The 12,046-nt window shown below is 59.5% G+C and carries 12 protein-coding genes; 10 read left to right on the forward strand and 2 right to left on the reverse strand.

Annotation, left to right across the window (positions count from 1 at the left end; all coding sequences use genetic code 11):
- Positions 1–59: 59 nt before the first annotated feature.
- Entirely contained in the window at positions 60–743 is a 684-nt protein-coding gene (locus CKW07_RS08005) for a helix-turn-helix domain-containing protein (protein ID WP_095144396.1), read from the reverse strand.
- A gap of 104 nt (positions 744–847) precedes the next feature.
- Between CKW07_RS08005 and CKW07_RS08010 the strand changes: the two genes are divergently transcribed.
- From CKW07_RS08010 to CKW07_RS08035, 5 genes are all read left to right on the forward strand, one after another.
- A complete protein-coding gene (locus tag CKW07_RS08010) occupies positions 848–1,789 on the forward strand; it encodes a carbon-nitrogen hydrolase family protein (protein ID WP_095144397.1) in 942 nt (313 codons plus the stop codon).
- Between the two features lie 72 nt (positions 1,790–1,861).
- Complete coding sequence (locus CKW07_RS08015) at positions 1,862–2,296, forward strand: GFA family protein (protein WP_095144398.1); 435 nt, start codon at positions 1,862–1,864, stop codon at positions 2,294–2,296.
- A gap of 250 nt (positions 2,297–2,546) precedes the next feature.
- Entirely contained in the window at positions 2,547–2,912 is a 366-nt protein-coding gene (locus CKW07_RS08020) for a YcgJ family protein (RefSeq protein ID WP_095144399.1), read from the forward strand.
- 648 nt (positions 2,913–3,560) lie between these two features.
- Positions 3,561–5,150 (forward strand): ABC-F family ATPase, encoded by a 1,590-nt coding sequence (locus CKW07_RS08030; RefSeq protein ID WP_095144401.1) that lies wholly within the window; start codon positions 3,561–3,563, stop codon positions 5,148–5,150.
- 345 nt (positions 5,151–5,495) lie between these two features.
- Complete coding sequence (locus CKW07_RS08035; RefSeq protein ID WP_095144402.1) at positions 5,496–6,698, forward strand: MFS transporter; 1,203 nt, start codon at positions 5,496–5,498, stop codon at positions 6,696–6,698.
- Between the two features lie 3 nt (positions 6,699–6,701).
- On the opposite strand, the gene pssA is transcribed toward CKW07_RS08035, so the two are convergent.
- On the reverse strand, positions 6,702–8,045 hold the full coding sequence (gene pssA, locus CKW07_RS08040) for a CDP-diacylglycerol--serine O-phosphatidyltransferase (protein ID WP_095144403.1): 1,344 nt from the start codon (positions 8,043–8,045) through the stop codon (positions 6,702–6,704).
- A gap of 238 nt (positions 8,046–8,283) precedes the next feature.
- Here pssA and CKW07_RS08045 point away from each other — a divergent pair, with 238 nt between their 5' ends.
- The 5 genes from CKW07_RS08045 to CKW07_RS08065 all read left to right on the forward strand — a co-directional run bounded on the left by CKW07_RS08045 (position 8,284) and on the right by CKW07_RS08065 (position 12,006).
- Positions 8,284–8,847 carry a TetR/AcrR family transcriptional regulator gene (locus CKW07_RS08045; protein ID WP_095144404.1) on the forward strand — a complete coding sequence of 188 codons (564 nt, stop codon included), beginning with the start codon at positions 8,284–8,286 and terminating at the stop codon, positions 8,845–8,847.
- 48 nt (positions 8,848–8,895) lie between these two features.
- Positions 8,896–9,375 (forward strand): DUF1348 family protein, encoded by a 480-nt coding sequence (locus CKW07_RS08050; RefSeq protein ID WP_095144405.1) that lies wholly within the window; start codon positions 8,896–8,898, stop codon positions 9,373–9,375.
- A 375-nt stretch (positions 9,376–9,750) separates the two neighbouring features.
- Positions 9,751–10,365 carry a DUF3313 domain-containing protein gene (locus tag CKW07_RS08055; protein WP_159950225.1) on the forward strand — a complete coding sequence of 205 codons (615 nt, stop codon included), beginning with the start codon at positions 9,751–9,753 and terminating at the stop codon, positions 10,363–10,365.
- Positions 10,366–10,687: 322 nt separating this feature from the next.
- Positions 10,688–11,527 (forward strand): transcriptional regulator, encoded by an 840-nt coding sequence (locus CKW07_RS08060; RefSeq protein WP_095144407.1) that lies wholly within the window; start codon positions 10,688–10,690, stop codon positions 11,525–11,527.
- Positions 11,524–12,006, forward strand: a complete 483-nt coding sequence (locus CKW07_RS08065; RefSeq protein ID WP_095144408.1) for a hypothetical protein — start codon at positions 11,524–11,526, stop codon at positions 12,004–12,006. Before CKW07_RS08060 ends, CKW07_RS08065 begins: the two co-directional genes overlap by 4 nt.
- The last annotated feature ends 40 nt before the right edge of the window (positions 12,007–12,046 follow it).

The following is a 12,046-nucleotide window of genomic DNA, read 5'->3' on the forward strand; positions in this document are numbered from 1 at the left end:
GGGCTGATGGCCGTGTTTGTCGACCGTGGGAGATGGTTTCGCAATGGCCGTCGCCAGGGCTAGAGTACGGCGCTGCGGGTACCGGCGAACGCGCTCGTGCCAAGCCAGCGCCACAGGTTTTTCGCATCCTGCGCGGCGCCGTCTACACGCAGCTCTCGCGACTGAAGCACCTCCTGCGGTGTGCGGTCGCCAGTCCAGACCTCGGTCAACGCGCGCACGCTAGAGTCCACGACCAGCGTCAGGTCGCGTCCGGGATCGTCGCGGCACAGGTCTGCCACCCCCTGTTCGACCACGAGCCACCACGCTTGCTCGCCGGGCCGCGCGTCGCGGAACCTGAAGTGGATGACCACCGGTCGGGACGGGAACGCCTCAATGTGCGCAAATCGGCGCACATCCCACATGAGCAGGCCCGCGTCGAGTTCGTCGTCGCGCAGGCGACTGCCAATCCAGCGCGCGCCCCAATGGCCGAGCGCCATGATGATGGGGCGCAAATCCTCGCCCGCCTCGGTCAGGCTGTACTCCCAGACTTTGCCTGCGGCCGTGCGATGCACGACACCGATACCTTCCAGATGGCGCAACCGCTGTGCCAGCAGGCTGGTGGACATCCGTGGTACGCCTCGGTGCAGTTCATTGAAGCGCTTACTGCCGCACAGCAACTCGCGCACGACCAAAGGTGTCCAGCGCTCGCACAGTGCTTCAGCACCGCGTGCGACCGTGCAGAACTGACCGTAGCTCTCTTCCATCGCCAGGACTCCGCCACTGCAACGCTTCAGATTCTGAACTAGCCTCGCGACCTCGTCACGCGCACGCTGAGACCTTCGAAAGCCTACCGCCACAGGAGAACGCCATGACGATGATCGCCATCATTCAGCGCCCGCCAGTGCTGCTCGATCGCAGCGCGACAATCGCCCGGGCCGTGCAATCGGTCGCCGAGGCTGCGGCTGCGGGAGCCTCGCTGATCGTTTTGCCCGAACAGTTCATTCCAGGTTACCCGTCATGGATCTGGCGGCTGGCGGCGGGAACGGACGGGGCTTTAATGGGCCAGTTGCATGCGCGGCTGCTGGCCAACGCCGTCGATATCGCGAGCGGTGACCTGAGCCAATTGTGCGAGGCCGCCAGGGTTCACGCCGTGACGATCGTGTGCGGCATCAATGAATGCGACCGGCGCCATGGCGGCGGCACGCTCTACAACAGCGTAGTCGTTATCGGAGCGAACGGCGACGTGCTCAACCGACATCGCAAGCTGATGCCAACCAATCCCGAGCGCATGGTACATGGCTTCGGTGATGCAAGCGGGTTGCGCACGGTCGACACACCGGCCGGCCGCGTTGGCACGCTCATCTGCTGGGAAAACTACATGCCGCTGGCACGCTATGCACTGTATGCCCAAGGGGTGGAGATCTACGTCGCCCCCACGTACGACAGTGGCGATGGCTGGATCAGCACAATGCGCCACATTGCACTCGAGGGCCGCTGTTGGGTGCTCGGCAGCGGCACGTTGCTGCGCGGCAGCGACATCCCCGACGACTTCCCGGCGCGTACGCAGCTGTTTCCCGATCCGGACGAATGGATCAACGACGGCGACTCGGTGGTGGTCGATCCCCAAGGCCGGATCAAAGCCGGCCCGTTACACCGAGAGGCCGGCATCCTGTATGCGGACATCGACGTCACACTCGTGGCGCCAGCGCGGCGGACGCTCGACGTTACCGGGCACTACGCGCGCCCTGACATTTTTGAACTGCAGGTGCGGCGCACGCCGGCGACAGCGGTGCGCTACATTGACGAGTGAAGGTGGGCAACGTTCAGACGCTCCATGCCATGTCCAGTGGCATGGCCTGACAATGGGTCAAGGAGTCATTCCATGAGTATTGAACAGTCTTACAAGGGCAGCTGTTTCTGCGGCGCAGTCGAGTTCACAGTCAGCGGCGAGCCGGCCGCGATGGGCTACTGCCATTGCGAGTCGTGTCGGCATTGGTCAGCAGGGCCGGTCAATGCCTTCACGCTATGGAAGCCCGAGGCGGTGCAAGTGACTCGGGGTGCTGACAATATTGGCACCTACAACAAGACGCCGCAGAGTTACCGCAAGTGGTGCAAGACGTGCGGCGGGCACCTCTTCACCGAACACCCGGGGATGGGGCTCATCGACGTGTATGCCGCCGTCATCCCGGATCTCGCGTACTCGCCAGGCGTTCACGTCCATTATCAAGAGACTGTGCTGCGCATCAAGGATGGATTGCCCAAGCTGAAGGATGTCCCCAGTGAATTAGGGGGATCGGGCATCAGCGTGGACGAATAGCGCTAGCAAGGTAAGCGTGCGGCCAACACACCGCCCTGCTCCCAACGCCAAGGACGACGGTGTCCGCGCGATTCAGGTGGGCACCCTTTCCGGGCTTGGCGGAGCCCGCTGGATGACTTTGCCGGACGCATACAGTTGCTGACCAGAAGGGATACTCGCATTAGCGTTGGCTGTAAAACTCGAATCGGAGGTAGACGATCCTGGTCACATTGTGGACCCTATGCACCCGATCAGGAGGCTTAGCTAGCATATGAACAAACCGTATCTTTCGATTTCCCTATCCCTGTTGTTGGCCGCCGGCGTGATGCCGGCCGCTCATGCCAAACAACAAGCCGCCAACCAGTCGCCAGCGCCAGGCGTGCTCTGCGACCGCTATGTATGTGCCGACGACAAAGGGATTTCCCACGAACTGACAGAAAAGTATCTCGGCAAGAAGGCCGCTGCGAACACGCTGTTCGCAATGCCCGACGTCGATCTGACCGAGTTCACGTTTGCCAACGGGATTTTCTGCGACGTGAAGGAGCGGCTGTGCCGTGAAGATCGCTACTATGGCGCGAACGGAGAGCGCAGTGGGGCCATCTCCAGGAAATATACCCAACTGCTGTTCGGCGAATAACCGAAGTGGAAAAAGCCAGGAAGCGTGCCCGCTGAAGTCGTGGATGACGTGTTAGCCCAGTTGGCCAAGATCCTCGAACATGGCACCAAAAAGAACGGCTACAAACGGCCCTGCGCGGCCGTTATCATTTGCGCTCGTATGCAACAAGGACTGTCCACGTCTGCCGCGGGATTGCCTTGGGGGAAGCGGTGGAGCGTAAGGAAACGGAGAGTGAACGCGTTATTCTGCTCAACGAACGAGCAGAACAGCGCCCAGGAGGTCGCCCAAACGTACGCAGAACGTCGGAATAAAGGGACAGGAAAGATCCTTGAAACCCCTTTCATCTTTCCGCCATCCAGGAACAGCGAGTACATCAAGCAGACGCCAGATCGGCGCAAGCAGTGACGACCGGCCCTCAAGGCGCCCGGTATCCCTTGTCGGTCGCCGTACAACTGCGGTCGTACTTATGCGACAATATGCTCAATGTCCAACATGAACCCCGCCTTCATCGCTCAGCAACCTGGCCGTAGCGTCCAGATGTTGCTGTCGACGTATGCGCGTTGGCTGAACTCAAGCTCAGACCGGGCGGAACTGGAAAAGCTCCAGAGTGGTATCGAGTCGGTATCAGGCAAAAACGTGCAGCCCGCAACCCATTGATAGGTAAAGTAATTGATCTCCACAGCTAACATCACGATGCAGTTCGGCGCCAAGCCGTTGTTCGAGAACGTTTCGGTCAAATTTGGTGCAGGTAACCGCTATGGCCTGATCGGGGCCAACGGTTGCGGCAAGTCGACCTTCATGAAAATCCTCGGCGATGACCTCGACCCGTCCGGCGGCCAGGTCATGCTCGAGCCGAACGTGCGTCTGGGTAAGCTGCGCCAGGATCAGTTCGCCTACGAAGAATTCAGCGTGATCGACACCGTCATCATGGGTCACGAAGAGCTGTGGAAGGTCAAGGCCGAGCGCGACCGCATCTACTCGCTGCCGGAAATGACCGAAGAAGACGGCATGGCGGTTGCGGAGCTGGAAACCGAATTCGCCGAAATGGACGGCTACACCGCCGAATCCCGCGCCGGTGAACTGCTGCTGGGCCTGGGTATCGGCATCGAGCAACACTTCGGGCCGATGAGCGAAGTGTCGCCGGGCTGGAAACTTCGTGTCCTGCTGGCTCAGGCGTTGTTCTCCGATCCGGAAGTGCTGCTGCTCGACGAACCGACCAACCACCTGGATATCAACACCATCCGTTGGCTGGAAAACGTGCTGACCCAGCGTTCGAGCCTGATGATCATCATCTCTCACGACCGTCACTTCCTGAACAGCGTCTGCACCCACATGGCCGACCTGGACTACGGCGAACTGCGCCTGTTCCCGGGCAACTACGACGAATACATGACCGTGGCGACCCAGTCCCGCGAGCAATTGTTGTCGGACAACGCCAAGAAGAAAGCACAGATCTCGGAGCTGCAATCGTTCGTCAGCCGCTTCTCGGCCAACGCCTCGAAAGCCAAGCAGGCCACGTCCCGTGCCAAGCAGATCGACAAGATCCAGCTGGCCGAGGTCAAGCCTTCGAGCCGTGTCAGCCCGTTCATCCGTTTCGAGCAGACCAAAAAGCTGCACCGCCAGGCAGTCATCGTCGAGCATATGGCCAAGGGCTTTGACGGCAAGACCCTGTTCAAGGACTTCAGCTTCACCGTTGAAGCCGGCGAGCGCGTGGCGATCATCGGCCCGAACGGTATCGGCAAGACCACCCTGCTGCGCACCCTGGTCAACGAGCTGAGCCCGGATGCCGGTAGCGTGAAATGGACCGAAGCCGCGGAAATCGGCTACTACGCACAGGACCACGCTTCGGACTTCGAAGACGAATCCAACCTGTTCGACTGGATGGGTCGCTGGACCACCGGTGGCGAGCAACTGGTGCGTGGCACCCTGGGCCGCATGCTGTTCTCCAACGACGAGATCCTGAAGTCGGTCAAGGTGATCTCCGGTGGTGAGCAAGGTCGCATGCTGTTCGGCAAGCTGATCCTGCAAAAACCAAACGTGCTGGTGATGGACGAACCGACCAACCACCTGGACATGGAATCCATCGAAGCGCTGAACCTGGCGCTGGAAAACTACCCAGGCACGCTGATCTTCGTCAGCCACGACCGTGAATTCGTATCGTCCCTGGCCACTCGAATCATCGAGCTGAGCCCAAGCGGCGTAACCGACTTCAGCGGTACCTACGACGACTACCTGCGCAGCCAGGGCGTGGTGTTCTAAAGGCAGCCTTTAGCAGCACGCTTCAAGCCGCAAGCAAAGCCCCGTCCCTGTGACGTGATGCTGTTCAGTTAAGCGAACGCCGACCTTTGGAGCGAGCTTGCTCGCGATGGACGTTAACGATTACGCGTACTCTCCGAGTAACCGCGTAGTCCTTGAGTTCATCGCGAGCAAGCTCGCTCCTACAAGATGCGGTCTCATCTCCTTAACTGAACAACATTACATCTCAGTGACGGGGCTTTTGCATTGGCGGCCTCGTGGCTGCCATCAGCGTCACTAATAAAACTGTGCGTGAAACCGATATGCCTATAAGGTTTCAGATCGCACACTGATCATGGAAGAGTTCACATGTCTACCCCGACCGCCAGTGCCGATGCTGCACTGACGCCCGCCGCCTTCGACCTGCGCCCGCTGATGTTCGCCAACATGGCCTGCACCATGGCGATGATGGCGTTCGTTTCGATGATCGGCCCCATCTCACGGATACTCGGGCTGGCCACCTGGCAAGCCGGCGCGGCGGTGACTGTGTCCGGGGTGCTGTGGATGGTCCTGGCCCGGCCATGGGGCCAGCTCAGCGATCGCCTGGGCCGTCGCCATATCCTGTTGCTCGGCACCGCCGGGTTCACCCTCGCCTACTGGGCGCTATGCCTGTTCATCGATGTTGCGCTGCGCCTGCTGCCCTCGGCACTGCTGGGGTTCATTGGCTTGATGCTGGGGCGCGGCATCATCGGCGTGTTCTACGCGGCCATTCCGGTGGGCGGCAATGCACTAATCGCCGACAACGTCGAACCCCAGTACCGTGGCCGCTCCATGGCCGCGCTGGGGGCGGCCAACGCCTGCGGGCTGGTGATGGGGCCGGCCATTGCCGCGCTGCTGTCACGCTACAGCCTGAGCTTGCCGTTCTATGCCATGGCGCTGCTGCCACTGCTGGCCTTTCTGGTCCTGCGCTACAAGCTCAAGGGCCAGGAACTGCATCTCCAGCAAGCACCCCGCACCGTTCGCCTGAATGATCCACGCCTGCGCCGGCCCATGGCGGTGGCGTTTGTCGCGATGCTCTGCGTGTCGATTGCCCAGATCACCGTGGGTTTCTACGCCATCGACAAGCTGGGCATGGGGCCGGCCGATGCCGCACAAACCGCCGGCATCGCCCTGACTATGGTCGGCCTGGCGTTGATTTGCTCGCAGTTGATCGTACGTCGGCTGGACTGGTCACCCCTGCGCTTGATCCGCGTGGGGTCGGTGATTGCCGGTACTGGATTTGCCGGCAGCATGTTCGCCGACACGGCCTGGGGGTTATGGCTGTGCTTCTTCGTTTCCGCCGGCGGCATGGGCTGGGTTTTCCCGTCGTTCGCCGCCCTGGCCGCCAATGCGGTGGACGCCTCGGAACAAGGCGCTACGGCCGGCAGCATCGGTGCCGCCCAAGGGTTTGGCGTGGTGATCGGGCCCCTGGCGGGCACCTTGATCTATGCCCTGGAGCCACGCCTGCCCTATCTGGTCGCCGCGGGGTTGTTGCTGTTGGTCGCCGTGTGGCCCGCCAGCAAACCCCGCTGAACCTTAAAGGATGCGGTAAAGCAGGCGTTCGATGCGTACCCGGCTGACTCGCCGCAGAAACTTGCTCACCGCCGGGGGATACTCCGGCAGCGTCTCCAGGTGCTGATAGTTTTCGATACGGCGAGTGTGGCGGAAAATCTCTGCCAGCTCGCCGCGCCGGGGCTCTCTCAACTCACCCTTGGGATCATCGATCAGCAACGCGTTTTCCAGGTCCAGTCGGAACGCGCGCGGATTCAGGTTGTTACCGGTCAACAGGGTGTAGCGCTCGTCGACCCACATGCCCTTGAGGTGGTAGGTGTTGTCACCGTCGCGCCACAGATGCAGGTTCAGCGCACCGCTGTCGATCTCGCGCTGATGACGCTTGGCGAAACGCCGCAGGCTGATCTCGTAGAGGTACGGCAATGCCGCGATCACCTTGAATGGTTCGCTCGGCGGGATGTAGAAGTCGTTGGCAGTCTTGTCGCCAACGATGATGTCGACCTTCACCCCACGCGCCAGCGCCCGGTTGATTTCCCGGGTCACCGGCAAGGGCAGGTTGAAATACGGCGTGCAGATCGTCAATTGATACCGGGCACTGGCAATCAACTCGCAGATCACCCGGCTCAGCGGGTTGTTCTTGCCGACCCCGAGCAATGGGCTGACGGACAGCTCGCCCTTGTTCAATACCCCCAAGGCTGTGTCGTAGGCCGCGTGCTTGAGGCGACTGCGCAAGTCGCCAATATCGTTGCGCAGGCTGCGCGTGGTCGGCAAGTCGGGCACATCCAGCCGGTGCACAGCACTGGAGGCGATCAGGCCATGTTGCACCAGGTGCTGCATGGAGTCGGCCAGTGCCCGGTTGCGCAACAGGTGATAACGGTCGAAACGGTACTTGTCGAACTTGTGCAGGTAGACGTTGTTCAGGCTGGCGCCGCTGTAGATCACGCAGTCATCGATCACAAAGCCCTTGAGGTGCAACACACCGAACAGCTCGCGGGTCTGCACCGGCACGCCATACACCGGCACTTCACTGCTGTGCTCGCGGGTTTGCTGCTGATACCAGGCCGAGTTCCCTGGCTGCTTGCCGGCACCGATCAAACCCCGTTGTGCCCGCAACCAGTCGACCACCACCACCACGTCCAATTCCGGGCGGGCAGCTTTGGCCGCGTGCAAGGCATCAAGGATTTCCTGGCCGGCTTCATCGTGTTGCAGATAGAGCGCAACGATGTAGATACGCTGGGTCGCCTGGGCGATCTTCTCCAGCAGGCATCGACGGAACTCGGCCGCGCCGCCGAGAATGGTGACGGCATCGGCGGTCAGCGGAAAACTGCGCAGTCTGGGCAGCAGGGAGCGTTTGAAAAGCGACGGCATAGGGCTCGCAAATGGGTCTAATCCGAAGAACCCGTGAGCTTACACCATGTGCGACGAACGGGCTTGCTCCCGTGGCCCGCATAGACGCCGAAAGTACGGAAAATGTGATGTTCGATTCACTGTACTCACCCTCTCAGGCCCCGTCTTGCAGTCTGGCGGGAGCCTCCCTCCGGCGCTATCACCGACACTTTTACAATTCTTCTTGACCAAGGAGAACGATCATTCTACTTTTGGCGACATGAACGAGATAACTAGCAACGACACACGCGACATCATTCTGGATGTCACCGAAAAGTTGATCTACAAAAGTGGCATCGCCGCCACGGGAATGGATCTTCTGGTGAAAACCGCCGGCGTTTCCAGAAAAAGTATCTACCGCTACTTCGCCAACAAGGACGAGCTCGTCGTCGCCGCCCTGCTACGTCGTGACGAGCGCTGGATGCATGGGTTTACCCGGCAAGTGAACCAGGCCCCAACCCCGGGACTGCGCTTGCTCAACCTGTTCAGCGTGCTGAAGGACTGGTTTGCCAGTGACGGTTTTCGCGGCTGCGCCTTCATCAATACCAGCGGTGAAACCGGTGACCCGCAGGACCCGGTACGTCTCGTGGCGAAGGCACACAAACAGAAACTGCTCGCCTACCTGGGCGAGCTGTGCACCGAACATGGCGTACAGGATCCGCAGGCCATGGCCCGCCAACTGCTGATTCTGATCGATGGAGCCATTACCGTTGCACTTGTCATGGGTGATCACAGTGCCGCCGATAATGCGCAATGCATGGCGCGAAAGTTACTGGACCTGTGACGCTTAAAACAAGAGCAACTTACCGTTCACTTCCCCTGGAGACTTTAAATGTCATCTGATGCCGAAGTTCGCCCACCCCTGCCGCCATTCACTCGCCAATCGGCCATTGAAAAGATCCGCCTGGCCGAAGACGGCTGGAACTCTCGTGACCCACAGCGGGTTTCACTGGCCTATACCCTGGACACAAAGTGGCGTAACCGCGCCGAGTTCGCCAACAACCGCGAAGAGGCCAAGGGCTTCCTCACCCGCAAATGGGCGAGGGAACTGGATTATCGATTGATCAAGGAACTCTGGGCCTTCACCGACAACCGCATCGCAGTGCGTTACGCCTATGAATGGCACGACGACTCCGGCAACTGGTATCGCTCATACGGCAATGAAAACTGGGAGTTCGACGAACAGGGACTGATGTCCAACCGTCACGCCTGCATCAACGACATGCCCATCCTGGAAAGCGCGCGCCAGTTCCACTGGCCCTTGGGCCGGCGCCCGGATGACCATCCTGGATTGACCGAGCTGGGCCTCTAGTGGCCTGTACGGTTAGTTCGTTAGCTCAAATTCGGATGCCAGCAGCCCAGAGCCAAGGCGCTGTGACAAGCCATAGCCCGCTATGGCGAGGAACAGCAACGCAGTATATGGGCCGCTGGCGTCGAAGTTGACTAACAGAACTAACCACACAGGCCTCCAGGCCGCCCGGGGTGCAGGCCTGCGCCGGAGACCTATACCGGTCCGCCCGGCGCTGGATTGGGTTACGCCCTTGGGCTCGCAGTTTTCGGATAGCGCTGCCCGCCAAGGCCCCTCACCCTATTGCCCCCTCAGTCAAAATCCATGGGTCATTCAGTGATGCGCTTCTCCCGCCTGCTTCCAGTGGTACTTCTTGTCGGCGTGGCCGGTTGTACCACCATGCCAGCTCCTGAAACACGGCACTCCGGCTTTCTGAATGATTACAGCCGCCTGACCAAGGATCCGCAATGGCCCAAGAGCGAGTACTGGATCAAGCCATCGCTTGAGATCAAGCAGTCCTACCAGAAGCGGATTTACCTGGAGCCACCGCGCCTTTACGTCACTGGCAAAGACCTTGACCAGACCATGAAAAGTCCAGCCGACACGACTGCGATGCTCAACTACCTGAAGCAGGCGATTCTCTACCAGTTCCTCACCTCGGGCTATGAAGTCACCACCCGGCCCGAGCCCGATACGCTCCTGCTGCGCACGGCCATCACCGGCAGCGAACGGACACCACGCGACCCGTCCACCCCCGAGTACCTCCCCATTGGCATGGTGGTGGGTGGCGTCATGCAACTGACCGGTACTCGAGACGAAAGCCTGCGCGTCTATTTCGAAAGTGAAATGCGCGACGCAACATCGGGCGAACTGCTGGCGCAATCCGTCAGCGCCACCACGGGCAACGAACTCTCCCCGTCTGCCACGACCAAGGTAGAAGACAGCTACCCGGCCCTTGATGCCTGGGCCAGGCAGTTGCGTGAACGGGCCGACAAGGCCTTCGCACAGCCGTGAGCGGCACAGGCGCGACAGCGGGTACCAGGCCCGCTTCGCGCCCTGGAAAAAAGCGCCCCCTACACCCTCGCCCCCGGCATTCAAGACACCCGTCAATCTGACCACCAGGTAGATCAGCCATCGAGTTGCATCGACCTGGCGACACCTGGAAAACCTTCCTGACGATCTTGCCCGTCAGCCCCTACAAGGATTTGGCGCTATCGTCAGCGCCGCTTGCCTGATAAAATTAGAAGTTACCTTCCCACGTCTATCTGCTGCGCCCCCCGCCTGAGCAAAACGATCCTGGCACAAAGACTGAACATATCCGAATGGAGAATTAACCATGAGCTACTCTTTTAAGTTGAAAAATGGCTCGATTGCCATTTTCGACCCAGAGAACTCACTGCTATCCATCACGACGCCGCTCGGAGAGGTTCAAGACACCACACTGGGCAGAGCAGAGTCACGTCTTTTAGCGTTGCTACTGGCAGAACCCGGCGTTACCAAAACCCGCGATGAAATTGTCGAATACACCTGGAATGACCGGGTCGTCGCGTCGGGCAGTTTGAACCAGGCGATCTTTTCCCTGAGAAACAGCCTTAACGACAGTCGCGATCACGAGATTGTGATGACCATCCCCCGGCGTGGTTATCGGTTCAATCAAAATCATGTCATCGACCCACAGACCGAGCTGGCGACGTCACCGGAGAGTGAACAACTCGTCCCTGCGGATGTAATCGAAGCGGACTCGACCGTTGCGCCTTCAATCGATGACACTCCTGTTACCCCCGCAACACCCACGCAACAAAGACCGGGGTTTATTATCAATAAACTCTTTATCGGTTATGCCGCGACCGTTGCCCTGTGCGTGGCGACCCTGATGCACCTGGGTTTTCCATTCAACAGGCCCGAAGTCAAAGTCGTCAATACGCAACTCCACAACATCACCTTGAACACGGTCGGCAACAGCCTCGACGAAGCCCGGGCACTCAGTGACACCGTGGCCAAACAACTCGAGAAGTCACCGGCCAGTTTGAAGGGGCAGATCTGGATCAGCCAGTCCAAGTCGAATTACACACTCGCCTGCATCCGGGCAGATCAAAGCACCCACAACTATCAATTCAATAGCCAACAAAAAGAACTTCTTGTCATGATCCAACAGTGCCTGGAGACTGCTCTATGAGCCTGCTGAAAAAACCGGCCACTCAATGGGTAGTGCTGGGACTGATCAATGCCGCCTGTATTTACGCGCTCATTTCTTCGCCCATCTCTTTCAAGAAGAATGTTGGCTACCACACCAATAGCCATCAATGGCTTGAAGATCAGAACCAACTGAATACTGAAGAGTATCTCACCATAGGCGAAGACCGGCTCACACTGTCCGCCATCGAAAGCCTGAATGGAAAACTGCGCAATGCAACGGTGTCCGCCGACATCATCCGTTCGAACCAGAGCAACCTGGAAATCAAAATAGCCAGCACTAAACTGAGCCAGGACAGCGAACTCTTTGCGATCGACAAAATGCCCGACCTGTTTTTCAGGCGCCAGTACATTGGTCAGGAAGGTTCTACTCTCAATTACAGCTTTCTGCCGACCTCCGACGACAACACCGTCTGCTTCTACCTCCACGAATTCGGCCGCTTGCGCTGCATGAACAACTGATCTCCCCACACGTGGCAAAGCCATTTTGAAGGTGAATAGT

This window comes from Pseudomonas sp. Irchel s3b6, assembly GCF_900187415.1.
In the GTDB taxonomy this organism is placed as follows: domain Bacteria; phylum Pseudomonadota; class Gammaproteobacteria; order Pseudomonadales; family Pseudomonadaceae; genus Aquipseudomonas.

Bases quoted from the DNA above. Each gene is read 5' to 3' on its own strand.
- CKW07_RS08005 (WP_095144396.1), bottom strand. From the start codon at position 743: ATGGAAGAGAGCTACGGTCAGTTCTGCACGGTCGCACGCGGTGCTGAA.
- CKW07_RS08010 (WP_095144397.1), top strand. From the start codon at position 848: ATGACGATGATCGCCATCATTCAGCGCCCGCCAGTGCTGCTCGATCGC.
- CKW07_RS08015 (WP_095144398.1), top strand. From the start codon at position 1,862: ATGAGTATTGAACAGTCTTACAAGGGCAGCTGTTTCTGCGGCGCAGTC.
- CKW07_RS08020 (WP_095144399.1), top strand. From the start codon at position 2,547: ATGAACAAACCGTATCTTTCGATTTCCCTATCCCTGTTGTTGGCCGCC.
- CKW07_RS08035 (WP_095144402.1), top strand. From the start codon at position 5,496: ATGTCTACCCCGACCGCCAGTGCCGATGCTGCACTGACGCCCGCCGCC.
- pssA (WP_095144403.1), bottom strand. From the start codon at position 8,045: ATGCCGTCGCTTTTCAAACGCTCCCTGCTGCCCAGACTGCGCAGTTTT.
- CKW07_RS08045 (WP_095144404.1), top strand. From the start codon at position 8,284: ATGAACGAGATAACTAGCAACGACACACGCGACATCATTCTGGATGTC.
- CKW07_RS08050 (WP_095144405.1), top strand. From the start codon at position 8,896: ATGTCATCTGATGCCGAAGTTCGCCCACCCCTGCCGCCATTCACTCGC.
- CKW07_RS08055 (WP_159950225.1), top strand. From the start codon at position 9,751: ATGCCAGCTCCTGAAACACGGCACTCCGGCTTTCTGAATGATTACAGC.
- CKW07_RS08060 (WP_095144407.1), top strand. From the start codon at position 10,688: ATGAGCTACTCTTTTAAGTTGAAAAATGGCTCGATTGCCATTTTCGAC.
- CKW07_RS08065 (WP_095144408.1), top strand. From the start codon at position 11,524: ATGAGCCTGCTGAAAAAACCGGCCACTCAATGGGTAGTGCTGGGACTG.